Raw genomic sequence first — 15975 nt, 5'->3', positions numbered from 1 at the left:
GAGAGGGAAAAATCAGCGCAGGAGCGATGTGAGCGGCGTCAGCAGCAGGTTGATGGTGGTGTAACCCAGCGACATCAATGGGCGCAGCCACAGCGAGCCCAGCACCCCGGCCACCACCAGGCCCAGCACGATGAAAAAACCGTAGGGCTCGATGCGCGAGACCAGGTGGGCCTGCTTCCAGGGCAGCAGGCCGACCAGGATGCGCCCGCCATCGAGCGGCGGCAGCGGAAACAGGTTGAAGGCCCACATCACCAGATTGACCAGCACACCGGCGCGCGCCATCTCGATGAAAAAGCGCTCTTCCACGCCCGAGCCCACCAGCGCCACCAGCAAGATCGCCCAGCCAATCGCCTGGACAAAGTTGGACGCCGGGCCCGCCAAGGCCACCCACACCATGTGTTTCTTGGGGTTGCGCAGGTTGCCGAAGTTGACCGGCACCGGCTTGGCATAACCAAAAAGGAAGGCGCCCGAGGTGGCGAAGTACAGCATCAGCGGCATCAGGATGGTGCCGATGGGGTCGATGTGCTTGATGGGGTTCAGGGTGATGCGGCCCATCATGTACGCGGTGTTGTCGCCAAAGTGGCGCGCGGCGTAGCCATGGGCTGCCTCGTGCACGGTGATGGCAAACAGCACCGGCAGGGCGTAGATCAGAACGGTTTGGATGATGTTTTCCACCGGGCGATTGTCTCAGGCTGTAAATTGCTGCAAAAAAGAGAGCTGCCAGCGCTTATTGGATAAGCGCTGGAGGGTGATTTGGCTTGAAATAGAAGGTGCGATCAAAGCCCCAGGGCCTGCACGCTGCCGCGGCCTTCGCGGATCACTTCAGGGTCGCCGCCCGCGCCCATGGGCGTCAGGTCCACCACGGTGGTGGGCTCCAGCGGGCAGGCGCCCGCGTCCACGATGGCGTCCAGCAGCTTCTCGTAGCGGTCGCGGATCTCTTGCGGGTCGTTCAGGGGCTCGGTCTCGCCGGCCGGGATCAGCGTGGTGGCCAGCAGCGGGGCGCCGTGCAGTTCCAGCAGCAACTGCAGACCCTTGCGGTCGGGCACGCGCAGGCCAATGGTCTTGCGCGACGGGTGGCTCACCCGGCGCGGCACTTCCTTGGTCGCTTCGAGGATGAAGGTGTAGGGGCCGGGCGTACCCAGCTTGAGCAGCCGGTACTGCCGGTTGTCCACGCGCGCGTAGTTGGCCAGCTCCGACAGGTCGCGGCACAGCAGGGTCAGGTGGTGTTTGTCGTCCACCTGGCGGATGCGGCGCATGCGGTCCACTGCGTCCTTGTCGTCCAGGTGGCACACCAGGGCGTAGCTGGAGTCGGTGGGCACGGCCAGAATGCCGCCCTTTTGCAGCAGCATGGCGCCCTGCTTGAGCAGGCGAGGCTGCGGGTTGTCGGGGTGAACTTCGAAATACTGGGCCATGCAGGGGGACTCTCAGGCCACAGGGTGGCAAATACGATCGGCCAGCAGTTCCCACACGGGGGTGAGAGCACCGGGCAAAGGCGGCAAGGTGCCCAGGTCGGTGTGCGATTCGTCGGGGCTGTGAAAGTCGCTGCCACGCGAGGCGGCCAGGTCAAATTCTTTGGCCATGGCGGCGTAGGTCACGTATTCGGCCGCGCTGTGGCTGCCGGTGACCACCTCCACCCCGCGTCCGCCGTGCTGCTTGAACTCGGAAAACAGCGCGTATTCCTCGTTGGCGCTGAACTTGTAGCGCGCCGGATGCGCAATCACGGCCATGCCACCGGCTTCGGTGATCCAGCGCACCGCATCACCCAGGGCGGCCCAGCGGTGCGGCACATAGCCGGGCTTGCCCTCGGTGAGGTATTTGCGAAACACCTCCGAGGTTTCTTTGCACACGCCCGTTTCCACCAGAAACCGCGCAAAGTGCGTGCGCGAGATCAGCGCCGGATTCCCCACAAACTGCAGCGCGCCTTCGTAGGCGCCCTGGATACCCACCTGGGCCAGCTGATCGGCCATGTCTTTGGCGCGCTCCCCCCGCCCCCCGCGGGTAGCAGCCAGCCCCTGGGCCAGCTGCGGGTTGTCGGGGTCAAACCCCAGGCCCACGATGTGGACGGTGGTGTCGGCAAACGTGACGGAGATTTCGACGCCGGTGAGGTAGGCCATGCCCTGTGCACGGGCCGCAGCCGCGGCGCGGTGCTGGCCGCCGATCTCGTCGTGGTCGGTCAGGGCCCACAGCTCCACCCCGTTGGCCTTTGCGCGTGCGGCCAGGTCCTCCGGGGTCAGGGTTCCGTCGGATACCACGGAATGGCAGTGCAGGTCGGCGTTCAGTATGGATGTCACCGGGGCATTTTAGGGCTTGTACCGATACGCGCGCTGCCGCGCCCGGCAACACTGGTGGCAGGGGAATGGGCACGCCGGGGGCCGCAAAGCCCCCAGGTCTTGCAGGCGGCGTAGGCTACGATCGACCATCAATGTAAACAAATGTTGCGCTTGGGGCGTTGATGAACAGTGTTCCCCATTGCGCTTCACGAGGAAGAAAAAATCATGCAACTCGACAATATCCGCGTCTCCCGCAAGCTGTGGGGGGCGTTTTTGCTGCTGATGCTGGTCATGCTGGTGATCTCCGGCTTTCAGCAGTACCGCGCCAACGCCTCCATGGGCGGCGCCATGGACAGCGTGGTCGAGATTGAAGAGCGGATCTCCGCCGCCGTGCGCTGGCGCGGCGCCACCGAAACCGCCGTCAACATGGTGATGGGCGCTGCCGTCACCACCGACGCGGTACTGGCCCAGCAGTACGACGCCAAGGTCAAGGAGATCATTGGCAACATCAACAAGGTCCAGGAGGACATCGTGGCCCGTGCCGCGGCGCCCGAGGAAAAGGCCGCGCTCGACAAGGTGTTGGCCGAGCGCAAGGTGGTGCTGGCCGCCACCGCCAAGGCCTGGGAGCTCAAGGGTGCAGGCGACGCCGTGGCCACCCAGCAGTTTGCCGACAATGAATTTGCCCCCATGGTGGCGCGCTACCTCAAGGCACAGGACGACTTTGTCGTCATCCTGCAAAAGCGCCGCGACGAGATCCGTGCCGAAGCCACCCAGCGCCGCGTGGCCTACGCCGTCCAGGGCCTGGCGGCATCGGCCGTGCTGATCGTGATCATGCTGCTGCTGGCCTGGAAGCTGGTGCGCTCCATCACCGTGCCGCTGGATGAAGCAGTGGCCACCCTGGACGCCGTCGCTGCGGGCGATCTGACGCGTGAGCTGCACTCCACCCGCAAGGACGAGTTCGGCCACATGCTGCGCTCGCTGTCGGCCATGACGCAGCGGCTGCGCGGCGTGGTGAGCGAAGTGCGCTCGGGCGTGGATTCGGTGTCCTCCGCGTCGATAGAAATCGCCAACGGCAACCACGACCTTTCGGCGCGCACCGAACAGACTGCCTCCAACCTCGAAGAAACCGCCGCCAGCATGGAGCAGTTGACGGCCACCGTGAGCCAGTCGGCCGACACGGCGCGCCAGGCCAACCAGCTGGCGGGCACCGCTGCGCAGGCAGCAGCCCGGGGCGGCGAGGTGGTGGGCCAGGTGGTGACCAGCATGCAGCAGATCACCGAGAGCTCGCGCAAGATCAGCGACATCATCGGCGTGATCGATGGCATTGCCTTCCAGACCAACATCCTGGCGCTGAACGCCGCGGTGGAAGCCGCCCGCGCAGGCGAGCAGGGCCGGGGTTTTGCCGTGGTGGCCAGCGAGGTGCGCAGCCTGGCCGGGCGCAGCGCCGAGGCCGCCAAGGAGATCAAGCGGCTCATCAGCGCCTCGGTGGAGAACGTCGAGTCCGGCTCGGCCCAGGTTACCCAGGCCGGGCAGACCATGGGCGAGATCGTCTCCAGCGTGCAGCGGGTGAGCGACCTCATCGGCGAAATCACTGCATCGGCCACCGAGCAGCGCGACGGCATCGCCCAGGTCAACCAGGCCGTGACGCACCTGGACCAGATGACCCAGCAAAACGCCGCGCTGGTGGAGGAATCCACCGCCGCCGCCGCCTCCATGCGCGACCAGGCGCAGCGTCTGGCCGAGGTGGTGTCGGTGTTCAACGTAGGCGCGGTGGCCGTGCGCGCCCCCACTGCACCCCGCCCGGCACCGGCACCCGCTGCGCCCCGGCCAGCACCCGCAGCCCGCACGGCGCTGGGCAACAAGCCCCCAGCCTCCAGGGCTCCAGCAGCCGCGCGCCTGGGGTCCAGCGCCGCGCCGACCCCCGCATCCACCGCGCCCGCCCCACGCGCTGCCGCCAAGGGCAGCGATGAAGACTGGGAAAGCTTCTGATTTGATAGCTGGCGGCGCTTGATGGACAAGCGCTGGATGGCAAAAATATCCTCCATCTGGCATCCACCTTGCAAAGGCAGCTTCGGCTGCCTTTGTTGTTGGTATTGCCTGCGGTATGGGCCCATGCTGCATATCACCTGCAAAATCTGCACCGCAATAATTGATATAAATATCAAAACTAGCTATATTTGCTGAATATTTTGATTTAAATATCAATTGCAAACCCTTCAAGAACTCGGCGAAGCGGTCGCCACACGCCGCAAACTGCTAGGCCTCAAGCAAGGCGAGGTCGCGGCCCAGGCGGGTGTCACGGCGGAATCCCTGTCGCGCTTCGAGCGTGGCCGGTCGGCCGAATTCGGCTCACGCAAGCTGCTGGCCGTGCTGGCCGTGCTGGGGGCTGAGCTGGACATCGTTGTGCAAGGCCAGGCCGGCAACCTGGACGAACTGCGCCGCGAGCGCGCGCAGACCCCGGCCCCCCGCGCGGCCAGCGCCCCCGGGACCTTCAATACATCGGAGAGCCGGTGATGCAGTTGTCCGTCTACGTGCTGGGCCGCGAAGTGGCCACGCTGGAACAGTCCGGCGACTTCAAAAGCGTGCTCACCTACCACCCGCACGTCGCCGCAGACGATTTTGTCTCCCTCACCATGCCCGTGCGGCTGGAAAGCTACGTGTGGGACGACCAGCTCCCGCCCGTGCTGCAAATGAACCTGCCCGAGGGCTACCTGCTGCAGGTGCTGCAAGAACAGTTTGGCCCGCACATCGGTGCCAGCCCCATCGCCCTGCTGTCGGTCATCGGCCGCAACATGGTGGGTCGCCTGCAGGTAGCTGCGCCCGGCGCGCAGCTCAACGAACCCGCCCAGCCCATCGAAGTGGCCGCGCTGCTTAAAGGCGACAACTCCGAAGCCGCCTTCGCCGCGCTGGTGCGCCAGCACGCCACCAGCGGCGTATCGGGCGTGGTGCCCAAGTTTCTGGACGCGCAAACCACCGCCGCGTCCTATCAGGCCGAAACCTCACCCCGAACCGTTCAGGCTGAGCCTGTCGAAGCCCTACACCCACTCCGCGCTCCACTCGCCCCCCACCAAAAAGCCAGCCTCACCACCCGCCGCCACATCATCAAAGGCTCCAGTGCCCAGCTGCCCTACGTTGCGCTCAACGAGCACCTGTGCATGCAGGTGGCCCGCAGCGTCATGCCCGCCGCCCAAACCGAAGTGTCGGACGACGGCCAGGCCCTGGTGGTGCACCGCTTTGATGTGGACGAACACGGCCAGCCGCTGTGGGGCATGGAAGACTTTTGCAGCCTTCTCGGCCTGCGCCCCGCCGCCAAATACGACACCACCTGGGAGCGCATCGCCAAAGCCGTGCGCGACCACGTGCCCGGCGCACAGCGGCTGGCCACCTTTCGCCAGCTGGCCACCACCTTGCTGCTGACGCATGCGCTGCGCAACGCCGACTGCCACGCCAAAAACCTGGCCCTGCTCTACACCAGCCGGGCCAACGCCCACCTGTCACCCGCTTACGACATGCTCACCACCAGCGTGTACCCAGGCTTTCAGCACAACCCGCCCGCTATCGACTTCATGGGCAAACGCACCTGGGCGCCCGGCAAAAACCTGCAAAAGTTCATCGCCGCCACCTTTGGCATCCAGCCCAAAGAGCAACAGCACATGGTGCAAGCCATCAGCGACGCCGTGGCCGATGTGGCGCCCCAGGTGCGCCAGGCCATGGCGCAGCACCCCGGGTTTGAAGACATTGGCAAACGCATGCTGATGGCCTGGGCTGAAGGCGTGCAGGGCCTGCGCGATGCGCGGGTGTATGTGGTGGGGGAGTGGAATGCGGGGGCGGCGTTTGAGGGGTTTTCAGCGCCGCCCAAACTGGTGAGCCCATAAGAAAAAAATCGGCCGCTCGCCCTTGCTGGGTGGGCGGTAACTTGAATCAGAGGAAAACAACAATATGCCAACGTTGCAATGGGTCGGTAAAGACAAGGTGGTGAACCACCATCTCGACGTGCCTTTTCGGGTACTCAACAAAGTGTCCAGCTTTCGCGCTCCCGAAGGCACTCCGGCGAATAGCACCGACAACCGCATCATTCACGGCGATAACCTGGAAGCGTTAAAGAGCCTGCTGCCAGAGTTTGAGGGCAAGGTGAAGTGCATTTACATTGACCCGCCTTACAACACCGGCAACGAGGGTTGGGTGTACAACGATGCCGTCAATGATCCCAAGATCAAACGCTGGCTGGGTCAAGTGGTGGGTAAGGAGGGGGATGACCTGTCGCGGCACGACAAATGGCTTTGCATGATGTATCCGCGCCTGAAGTTGCTACACCGGCTTCTTCATCCGGAGGGTGTGCTGTTTGTCAGCATCGATGACGACGAGGCTCATACCCTACGCTTGGTTCTAGACGAGATTTTTGGAAGACATGCAAGGCTTGCGACGTTCGTTTGGCGTACCGACGGTAACTTCGACAACCAAGCAAAGATTAAGAATTGCCATGAGTACATCTACATGTACTCAAAATCACCAGACGCTTTCCCTTATCCCTCGGTGGTCGATCCCGCCACGCCAGCGGATAGCAAGCTGTTCCGTCCCGTCATTCGAAACACTGTAGTGAAAAACGGTACCAAAAACCCGCCGTCAGAGATAACCCTGCCGATCGGTTTCCCCGCAGACTTTGAGGCAGGGACGATCGCCCGAAGGACAGACAAGTGGCCGCACTTCTTGAAAACCGCCAAGGTCGCAGGCGGTACCTTGACCAACGAGGTCACCATCAAGAGCGGCTGGAGTTCGCTCGATATGTTGCAGGCCTTCATATCAAATAATTTTAAGCCGCTGCTTGATCGCAAGCAGCAAGAAACTGTCTTCCGGCTCATGCCTTCTGGCGCTATCGAGAGCGTGAAGACTCGCAAGCCGAGTCATGTCATTACTGTCCTGACGGGCCAAGGCAGCACTCAGGCAGCCTCGGCTGACTTAGCTGAGCATGGGATCACGTTTTCCTACCCGAAACCGCGCAGCTTGGTCCGATATCTCATCAGCATGATCGATGACGAAGAATGTATTGTTCTCGACTCCTTTGCGGGCTCCGGCACCACTGCGCATGCTGTTCTCGATCTCAATTTTCAAGAGGGCGAGAGGCGTCGCTTCATTCTTATTGAGATGGAAAGCTACGCGTCTTCGCTGACTTCCGAACGCGTCAAAGCGGCAATTAGGGGCGAGACTGATACCTCGGATCGACCTGCGCTGGGGGGGGCTTCGACTACTACACGATCGGCGAGCCCATATTCCTGCCTGACGAAAACCTCAACGAGGCCGTTGGTACTGAAGCCATCCGCGCCTATGTGGCCTACAGCGAAGGTATTCCGTCTGACGATCAAACCACGGCGGAGAACCCGCACAGCCCGTACCTTTTGGGGTTGAACCGGGAAACAGCCTGGATCTTCCACTACGAGCCTGACAGGGCGACCCGTCTTGATATGGAGTTTTTGTCGGGGCTGCGTTTTGGTGCTGAGACAGGTGCCAGCAAGCCTGGCACGGTCATCATTTATGCCGACCGCTGCCTGTTGTCTGCGGCTTTCATGGCCAAGCACGGAATTATCTTCAAGAAGATCCCGCGCGACATCACGCGCTTCTGAGCCAGAACACCACCACGGATCGCAGCGACATCATGGAACTCAAAAATTACCAAGCGCGTGTGCTGGTTGACTTGGCCGACTATCTGGACGTGCTGGACCGCACGCCCAACTTGGCCCAGGCTTTTTCTGACTATTGGTCCAGCCGGGGCGTGCGGGTGGGCAGCACGGGTGCGCGGGCAGGCATGGAGCCTTACAAAAACACGGTGCCCGGCGTACCGCACATCTGCGCCAAGGTGCCCACGGCGGGGGGCAAGACCTTTATTGCTGTGAATGCCTTGGAGACGGTGTTTACCGCGTTGACCAAGCGAAGCCCCAGGCGGCCCAAGATGGTGGTGTGGCTGGTGCCATCACTCACCATCCTGGACCAAACCGTGCAGGCGTTGGGTAACCCCGAGCATCCTTATCGCAGGCGTCTGGACCAGTTGTTCCGCCACCGCGTGGCGGTGTACGAAAAGCGCGACTTGCTGATGGGCGCAGGGTTCTCGTACGACACGGCCCAAGAACAACTGTCGATTGTGGTGATGAGCTTTGACTCGCTGCGCGCCAAAAACAAGGAAGACCGCAAGATTTACCAGGAGAACGGTAACCTGGCCTCGTTCTTGTTACCCGACCAGGGCGACGGCAGCGACTGGCTTTTGCCTGAGCATGACCCCTCAGCCCTTATCAATGTGATTCGCCGCATGCGGCCTGTGGTGGTGGTGGACGAGAGCCACAACGCAGAAAGCCAGTTGTCGGTGGAGATGATGAAGAACCTGAACCCGGATCTCATCCTGGACCTGACGGCCACGCCGCGCAACAACAGCAACATCATTAGCTTTGTGGACGCGCTGGCGCTCAAGAAGCAGCACATGGTGAAGTTGCCGGTGATCGTGGCCAACCGCAGCAGCAAGGTCGAGGTGATGGAGGCCGCGCTTGTTTTGCGGGGGCAACTGGAGGCCATGGCCCAAAAAGAAGAGGCCGCAGGCGGCAAACACATCCGCCCCATCGTGCTGTTCCAGGCGCAGCCTCGCACTGCCGATGACAACACCACGTTCGAGAAGATTCGCGAAACCTTGGTGCAATGGAAGGTGCCCGCCGAGCAGATCAAGATCAAAACGGCCGACATCAATGAACTCAAAGGTATCGACCTAATGAGCCGGGATTGCCCGGTGCGCTACATCATTACCGTCAACGCGCTCAAGGAAGGCTGGGATTGCCCGAATGCATACATCCTGGCATCGCTGGCCGACAAAACTTCTGCGGTGGATGTGGAGCAGATTTTGGGCCGCGTGTTGCGCATGCCGCACGTACAGCAACATAGCCATGATCTTTTGAACCTATCGTATGTGTTCACGGCCAGCAACCGGTTCATGGACACCTTGCAAAGTGTGGTCAAAGGCTTGAACCGGGCGGGCTTTACCGACAAGGACTTTCGCGCGCTGGAGCAAGAATGCCTGGCCCCGGCTCCGGGCGGCGGAGTACCAGCGCCATCGCTGGGTTTGTTTGATGCCCTACCGGATGCTCAAGGTACCGATGCGCCAAGTCATGCCATTGACGAGTTGGATGCGAACGCTCTGGCGCCAGACTGGCAAGCTGCCGCCCAGTGGGACGAAAACGCCGCGCCTGCGGTAGCGGCTACAGGCGGGGATGCTTCGCCCTCTACGGCGTTTGTGGATCAAATCAAGGCGCAAGCCAAGGCGGAAAACCAGGCTTTTGAGGCCAAGGCGCAGGCTGCGGAAGAGGGCGTGACGCAAGAGCTGGAGGACAAGATGAATCGACACCGGTTGAAAGAACTGTTCCGCGACGAAGCCATGAATTTGGCGCTGCCGCAGTTTTTTATCAAAGTCCAGAACGGTGGTTTTTTTGATGCGGACCAGCCCTATCAAACCTTCGAGCGTGAGGAGCTTTTGAGGGATTTCCGCTTGTCGCAAGCCGACGCCACGATTTCCTTTGATGACGTGGAAACCGAGGTGTATCGCGTGGACTTGGAGCAGTTGGGCGTAGAGAACTATGCCCCCAAGGCCTTTAAGCTCGCAGTGAATGAACGCGCTCGGTTTACCGCTTACCTGCTGAGCCTGCCGCAAGAAAGCCAGATTGCCAATCTGGTGAGCCGCATCACGGAGTTGATCGGCAACATGTATCCCATTACGGACCCCGAGGTGAAGGAGTATGTGGGGCGCATTGTGGTTGGCATGAGCGCGGAGCAGATGCGCGACTGCATCGAGCGCGACGTTGCCTATGTGCGCAAGATCAAAAAGAAGATTTCGGCGCTGGCCGATGTTCACGCAGTGAAAGCGTTTACCGACCTGCTGGATGTTGACCGCATCGTGCTGCAGCCGGGGTTCAAGCTGCCCGAATCAATCACACCCAGCGCCAATGCCAGCGCAGTACCGAAGAGCTTGTATGTGACAGAGGCGGCCATGGGTGACTTTGAACGACGATTGATCAACGACATAGCCAACCTGGACAGCGTGCAGTGGTGGCACCGAAATCTGTCTCGGGGCAAGGGGTTCCGTATCAACGGCTTCCTCAATCACTACCCGGACTTCATTGTGAAGACCAAGGCAGGTAAGATCATCGCGCTGGAAACCAAAGGCGATGACCGCGACAACAGTGACTCGGAGCTGAAGCTCAAGCTGGGCAAACTTTGGGAGGCCAAAGCTGGTCGGGACTACCGGTACATGATGGTGTTCGACAACAACCCTATCGAAGGTGCAGAGCGGCTGTCAGATGCGCTGAAGAAGATTGGTCAGTTGTGAGGTTCAAAACATCCGCGGATGCATCGGTGAACTTTTGCATGAACGGTTGGCGGGTTTCCCGCCGGGGCCGATCGGCCGAATTGGGTGGGCTGCTGAGGAAAAGAGGGATTTGCTATTGAAAGCGTAGCTTGCGGCGCTTGTATTTCAAGCGCTGGAGGCCAATTTGGCTTGATAGGGACTGAGCGCCGTTTGCCTTGCCTGTGGAACTGGGAGAAGCAAGCGCCCTGGCTTCGACAGGCCCAACGCGCGGTGGCTGGGCATGCACCCATGGCCTCGGCGTTGGCCTGGGCGTGGAGCCCTACAGCTGCGCCCCCTCCACCAGAAACTGCACCTTGCGCTCGCCCTTCCATTCGTTCACATCCAGCCGGAAGGCCAGCAGCACGCGCGCAGGCAGCTGCTCGGTGTGACCGAACCAGATGGCGTCCACCGGGTTGCCCTGGTGGATGATCTTGATGGACAGGTGGTTTTTGGCCTCCCCCACCAGGCGCTGGCTCACGATTTGCACTTCTTCGCTGAAGGTGGGCGGCAAGAAGCCCTGGCCCCAGACCTCGCGGTGCAGGGTGTCCACGATGTCGGCGCGGCAGTATTCGGGCGCCAGCGGGCCGTCGGTTTCTATCTTGCGGGTGAGGGTGGCGGCGTCCAGCCATTCCTGCGCGACTTGGGCCAGCGCCTGCTCGAAGGTGTCGAACGCGTCGGCATCTACCGTGCAGCCCGCCGCCATGGCGTGGCCGCCAAACTTGAGCAGCACGCCCGGGTGGCGCTTGGCGACCAGGTCGAGCGCATCGCGCAGGTGAAAGCCGGGGATGGAGCGGCCGGAGCCCTTGAGCTCGTGCGCCTTGCCCGGCGCGCTGCTGGCGGCAAACACAAAGGTCGGGCGGTGCAGCTTGTCCTTGATGCGGCTGGCCACGATGCCCACCACGCCCTCGTGAAAGTCCGGGTCGAACACGCTGATGGCCGGCGGCGGCTCTTCGTCTTCCTGGAACAGGCTCTCGGCCATCAGCATGGCCTGGTCGCGCATGCCGCCCTCGATCTCGCGGCGTTCGCGGTTGATGCCGTCAAGCAGGCCCGCCAGCTCGGCGGCGCGGACTGCGTCGTCGGTCAGCAGGCATTCGATGCCCAGCGTCATGTCGGCCAGGCGCCCTGCGGCGTTGATGCGCGGGCCTAAGGCAAAGCCAAAGTCGAAGGTGGTGGCCACGGGCGCCTTGCGGCCGGCGGCGTGGAATAGGGCTGCAACCCCGGCAGGCATTTGCCCTGCGCGGATGCGCTTCAGGCCCTGGGCGACCAGGCGGCGGTTGTTGGCGTCGAGCTTGACCACGTCGGCCACGGTGCCCAGGGCGACCAGGGTGAGCAGCGGGTCGAGCTTGGGTTGGGTGGCGGCGTCGAAGTTTCCGCGTGCCCGCAGCTCAGCCCGCAGCGCCAGCAGCACGTAGAACATCACGCCCACACCGGCCATGGACTTGCTCTCGAAAGTGCAGCCGGGCTGGTTGGGGTTGACGATGGCATCGGCCGCGGGCAGCTCGGGGCCGGGCAGGTGGTGGTCGGTGACGACGACCGTGAGGCCCAGCGCCTTGGCTTCGGCCACGCCCTCCACGCTGGCGATGCCGTTGTCCACGGTGATCAGCACATCGGCCCCGCGCTCGGCCACGCGGCGGGCGATGGATGCGGTGAGGCCATAACCGTCCGTCACGCGGTCGGGCACCAGGTAGTCCACGTTGCGGGCGCCCAGCAAACGCAGGCCGCGCACGCCCACGGCGCAGGCGGTTGCGCCGTCGCAGTCATAGTCGGCCACGATGACGAGGCGCTGGTTTTGCGCGATGGCGTCGGCCAGCAGGCGGGCGGCGGTGTCAATGCCTTTGAGGCCCGAGGGGGGCAGCAATCGGCCCAGGCCGTCGTCCAGTTCGTCCTTGGCGCGCACGCCGCGTGCGGCGTACAGGCGGGCCAGCAGCGGGTGTACCCCGGCCTGCTCCAGCGCCCAGGCGGCGCGGGGAGGAATGTCTCTTGCTACTATTTTCATAGCTGGTTGCGCAGATCTGTAAAGCGCTGGGGCCTGAAAAGGCTTTGAAAACGCTGTGCCAGCGTGCGGGGCGCGCTGTGGAAGGCCAGCGCATTGCGATCGCCGCACAGCGTCAATTGCACCGCCGCGCCGCTTTCGGCTGTGCGCAGCAGATCGGCCACCGGGCCTGCGTCCAGCGCCGTCCACGCAGCGGCCCAGGCGCGCCAGTCTTCGTTCAGTGCCGCGTCGCGCAAGGTGGTGGGCACCGTCGGTGCAGTGGCGGCAGAGGCCGGGGGAGAGACAAGAACGCCGGTGCCATGCACCCAGAACGAGTTGATCACCGGCAACCCGCGCTCCGAGCGCTCGTCGTTGAAAGCGTGGGTGTAAAGCAGCATCTGCATCTCGCTGTGCAGGCGATGCAGGGTGCGGGCCGCTTTCGCATCGGGCATCCAGGCGCGCACGTCGCGTTGCAGCACGCGCTCCAGCGAGGCGGTTGCCAGGTCGGCAAACAGCGGGCTGCTGGCCAGCCAGCGTGTGGGCTGGTCGTAGTGCAGGGTGATGCCGTCTTCGGCGAACCAGGGCGAGACGATGTCCAGCAACGCGCGCGACGCGGTGTCATCCAGCGCGAGGTGGTCAGGGTTGCGCAGCGTGACGTGGTCGGTGCTGACCTGCCACTGGCAGGGCGTGACAAACGCCCAGGTCTCGCCGTTCGTGTGCTGGCCTTGCTGGTGGCGGTGCCATGCAGCCCAGGGGATGCGGCCGTCCTGCGCGGGCAGGCCGAGGGTGCGCGCCAGGGCGCGTTCGTGGGGGGCGGAGAAGCTGGTCTCCTCGCCGCTATCGCTGTGGGTGGGATGGGGGCTGAGCCGGGCCAGAAGCCGGTCCAGGTGGGGCAGGGCGAGGCCCTGTTGGGCTTGCTGGCATCCGGTGGCTGCGCTGGCGGCGTAGGGAATGAGCAAATGGTTGGTGTCCGACATGGGCCTATTGTCCGGGATGCCACAATCTGGCCGGCCTGTGGCGTGCATTCCGCACTCTGCAGTGCCTTCTTTCCTTATCCATGCAAATTCCCTACGAACTGGCCCTGGGCTGGCGCTACACGCGCGCGGGCCGCGCCACGCGGCGCAACGGCTTTATCTCGTTCATCTCGGGCGTGTCCATGCTGGGCATTGCGCTCGGGGTGGCGGCGCTGATCATCGTGCTGAGCGTGATGAACGGTTTTCAGAAAGAGGTGCGCGACCGCATGCTCAGCGTGGTCTCGCACATCGAGATTTTTGCGCCCCAGGGCGCTGCGTTGGCCGACCCGGCGCTCACGCTGGCCGAGGCCAAACAAAACCCCAACGTGGTGGGCGCTGCACCCTTTGTGGCTGCGCAGGCGCTGCTGGCGCGCGGCGAGGACATGAAGGGTGCGCTGGTGCGCGGCATCGACCCGGCGCTGGAAGGCTCGGTGACGGACTTGGCCGCCACCAACGAAAAAACGCTCAACCTGCTCGTGCCCGGTGAGTTTCGCGTGGTGCTGGGCGGCGAGCTGGCGCGTGCTCTGGGTGTGCGCGCGGGCGATGCGGTGACGCTGATCGCGCCCGCGGGCCAGGTCACCCCGGCGGGCGTGGTGCCGCGCCTCAAGCAGATGACGGTGGCAGGCACGTTTGACTCGGGCCACTACGAATACGACTCGGCCCTGGTGCTGCTGCACCACGAGGATGCGCAGCGCATCTTCCGCCTCGAAGGCCCCACGGGCGTGCGGCTGAAGCTCAAGGACCTTCACCAGGCGCGCGAGGTGGCCCAGCAACTGGCGGGCACGCTCAGCGGGCAATTGCTTATCCGCGACTGGACGCAGCAAAACCGCACCTGGTTTGCGGCCGTGCAGTTGGAAAAACGCATGATGTTCATCATCCTCACGCTCATCGTGGCGGTGGCGGCGTTCAACCTGGTATCGACCCTGGTGATGACGGTGACCGACAAGCGTGCCGACATCGCCATCCTGCGCACCCTGGGCGCCAGCCCCAAAAGCATCATGGGCATCTTTGTGGTGCAGGGCGCCATGGTCGGCGTGATCGGCACGGCGGTAGGCCTGCTGCTGGGCCTGGGCATCGCGTTCAACATCGACGTGATCGTGCCTGCCATCGAGAAGGCGCTGAACGCGAGCTTCTTGCCCAAGGACATCTACCTCATCAGCAAGATGCCGAGCGAGCCGCAAAGCAGCGATATCGTGCCTATCGGCGTCATCTCGCTGATCCTGGCTTTTGTGGCCACCCTGTACCCCAGCTGGCGCGCCAGCCGCGTCAACCCCGCCGAGGCTCTTCGCTATGAATAATGTAGCTACTAGCGCAATGCTATCAAGCGCTGAAGGTCAAAAAGGCTTAAAAAATCAGGTCGTGCTCGAAGCCCGCGGCATCACCAAGCGCTTTACCGAAGGCCGTCTGGACGTGACAGTGCTGCAAGGCGTGGACCTGCAGATCCACGCGGGTGAAACGCTGGCCATCGTCGGCGCGTCGGGCTCGGGCAAGAGCACCCTGCTGCACCTGCTGGGTGGGCTGGATGCGCCCACGTCGGGCACAGTGCGGTTGAAGGGCGAAGAGATGTCTTCCCTCTCTGCCGAACGCCAGGGCCAGCTGCGCAACCAGCACCTGGGCTTCATCTACCAGTTTCACCACCTGCTGCCCGAATTCAGCGCGCTGGACAACGTGGCCATGCCGCTGCGCATTCGCCGCCTGCCGTTGGATCAGTGCCATGCCGAGGCAGAGCGTGTGCTCACCTCGGTGGGTTTGAAAGAGCGCCTGATGCACCGCCCCGCCGAGCTGTCGGGCGGCGAGCGCCAGCGTGTGGCCATTGCGCGGGCGCTCGTCACCCGGCCCGCCTGCGTGTTGGCGGACGAGCCCACGGGCAACCTCGACCGCACCACGGCAGACGGCGTGTTCGATTTGATGCTGCAGCTCGCGCGGGACCAGGGCACGGCGTTTGTGATGGTCACGCACGATGAATCTTTGGCCGCGCGCTGCGACCGCGTGGTGCGGCTGGTGCTGGGGCGGCTGAGCTAGCGCGGGGGGAACGCCGGCGGGAAGGCATTGCCGCCCGCCCGCCGGGCCTTGCACTCAGAGGCCGAGGATCTTTTTGGCTTCGGCCAGCGACTTCATCGAGTCGTCGTGTTTGCCCGCCTTGTGCTGTGCCTCGCCATCGGCGCGCAGCTGTTTGACCTTGGCGGCGTTGTCGGCCGTCAGGCTGGGGTTGGTGGCCAGCCTGGCGTCGATGGCCTTCATCTCGTTGGGGCAGTTGTGGGCCATGGCGGCGCCCGCGGCCATGGAAAGCAGCACCAGGGCCGAGGCCCGGATCAATGAACGCATGAGAGTCTCCTGGGGTTGGAA

Annotated in this window: 14 protein-coding genes; 8 read left to right on the top strand and 6 right to left on the bottom strand. The window is 63.5% G+C overall.

Going from position 1 to position 15975, the window contains the following annotated elements:
* Positions 1-12: 12 nt before the first annotated feature.
* From AAFF19_RS18155 to AAFF19_RS18145, 3 genes are all read right to left on the bottom strand, one after another.
* The gene (locus tag AAFF19_RS18155; RefSeq protein WP_342720723.1) at positions 13-675 is read right to left on the bottom strand and encodes a site-2 protease family protein; all 663 of its coding nucleotides are present in this window, start codon (positions 673-675) and stop codon (positions 13-15) included.
* A gap of 101 nt (positions 676-776) precedes the next feature.
* Entirely contained in the window at positions 777-1412 is a 636-nt protein-coding gene (locus tag AAFF19_RS18150) for an L-threonylcarbamoyladenylate synthase (protein WP_008903500.1), read from the bottom strand.
* A gap of 12 nt (positions 1413-1424) precedes the next feature.
* The gene (locus AAFF19_RS18145) at positions 1425-2291 is read right to left on the bottom strand and encodes a 3',5'-nucleoside bisphosphate phosphatase (protein WP_008903501.1); all 867 of its coding nucleotides are present in this window, start codon (positions 2289-2291) and stop codon (positions 1425-1427) included.
* 204 nt (positions 2292-2495) lie between these two features.
* On the opposite strand from AAFF19_RS18145, the gene AAFF19_RS18140 reads away from it, so the two are divergent.
* The 6 genes from AAFF19_RS18140 (at position 2496) to AAFF19_RS18115 (ending at position 10626) form a co-directional block, all read left to right on the top strand.
* A complete protein-coding gene (locus AAFF19_RS18140) occupies positions 2496-4259 on the top strand; it encodes a methyl-accepting chemotaxis protein (RefSeq protein WP_342720722.1) in 1764 nt (587 codons plus the stop codon).
* Between the two features lie 216 nt (positions 4260-4475).
* Complete coding sequence (locus AAFF19_RS18135; protein WP_182118700.1) at positions 4476-4784, top strand: helix-turn-helix transcriptional regulator; 309 nt, start codon at positions 4476-4478, stop codon at positions 4782-4784.
* Positions 4784-6145 (top strand): type II toxin-antitoxin system HipA family toxin, encoded by a 1362-nt coding sequence (locus tag AAFF19_RS18130; protein ID WP_182118699.1) that lies wholly within the window; start codon positions 4784-4786, stop codon positions 6143-6145. Before AAFF19_RS18135 ends, AAFF19_RS18130 begins: the two co-directional genes overlap by 1 nt.
* A 64-nt stretch (positions 6146-6209) precedes the next feature.
* Positions 6210-7673, top strand: a complete 1464-nt coding sequence (locus tag AAFF19_RS18125) for a site-specific DNA-methyltransferase (RefSeq protein ID WP_182118698.1) — start codon at positions 6210-6212, stop codon at positions 7671-7673.
* Positions 7670-7888, top strand: a complete 219-nt coding sequence (locus AAFF19_RS18120) for a hypothetical protein (protein WP_182118697.1) — start codon at positions 7670-7672, stop codon at positions 7886-7888. The genes AAFF19_RS18125 and AAFF19_RS18120 overlap by 4 nt, the downstream gene beginning before the upstream one ends.
* Positions 7889-7920: 32 nt before the next feature.
* Complete coding sequence (locus AAFF19_RS18115) at positions 7921-10626, top strand: DEAD/DEAH box helicase family protein (RefSeq protein WP_182118696.1); 2706 nt, start codon at positions 7921-7923, stop codon at positions 10624-10626.
* A 298-nt stretch (positions 10627-10924) separates the two neighbouring features.
* On the opposite strand, the gene recJ is transcribed toward AAFF19_RS18115, so the two are convergent.
* Both recJ and AAFF19_RS18105 read right to left on the bottom strand, forming a co-directional pair.
* Positions 10925-12640, bottom strand: a complete 1716-nt coding sequence (gene recJ / locus AAFF19_RS18110) for a single-stranded-DNA-specific exonuclease RecJ (RefSeq protein WP_008907258.1) — start codon at positions 12638-12640, stop codon at positions 10925-10927.
* Positions 12637-13593 carry a phosphoglycerate mutase gene (locus tag AAFF19_RS18105; RefSeq protein WP_182118695.1) on the bottom strand — a complete coding sequence of 319 codons (957 nt, stop codon included), beginning with the start codon at positions 13591-13593 and terminating at the stop codon, positions 12637-12639. The genes recJ and AAFF19_RS18105 overlap by 4 nt, the downstream gene beginning before the upstream one ends.
* 80 nt (positions 13594-13673) lie before the next feature.
* On the opposite strand from AAFF19_RS18105, the gene AAFF19_RS18100 reads away from it, so the two are divergent.
* Both AAFF19_RS18100 and lolD read left to right on the top strand, forming a co-directional pair.
* The gene (locus tag AAFF19_RS18100; RefSeq protein ID WP_182118694.1) at positions 13674-14927 is read left to right on the top strand and encodes a lipoprotein-releasing ABC transporter permease subunit; all 1254 of its coding nucleotides are present in this window, start codon (positions 13674-13676) and stop codon (positions 14925-14927) included.
* Between the two features lie 16 nt (positions 14928-14943).
* A complete protein-coding gene (gene lolD, locus AAFF19_RS18095) occupies positions 14944-15651 on the top strand; it encodes a lipoprotein-releasing ABC transporter ATP-binding protein LolD (RefSeq protein WP_182118837.1) in 708 nt (235 codons plus the stop codon).
* A gap of 54 nt (positions 15652-15705) precedes the next feature.
* On the opposite strand, the gene AAFF19_RS18090 is transcribed toward lolD, so the two are convergent.
* On the bottom strand, positions 15706-15954 hold the full coding sequence (locus AAFF19_RS18090) for a hypothetical protein (protein WP_008907262.1): 249 nt from the start codon (positions 15952-15954) through the stop codon (positions 15706-15708).
* Positions 15955-15975: the final 21 nt, after the last annotated feature.

Source organism: Acidovorax sp. FHTAMBA, from assembly GCF_038958875.1.
In the GTDB taxonomy this organism is placed as follows: Bacteria; Pseudomonadota; Gammaproteobacteria; order Burkholderiales; family Burkholderiaceae_C; genus Acidovorax.
Note: the sequence above shows the minus strand (reverse complement) of the source record. Positions and strands in the feature narration are given on the sequence as shown.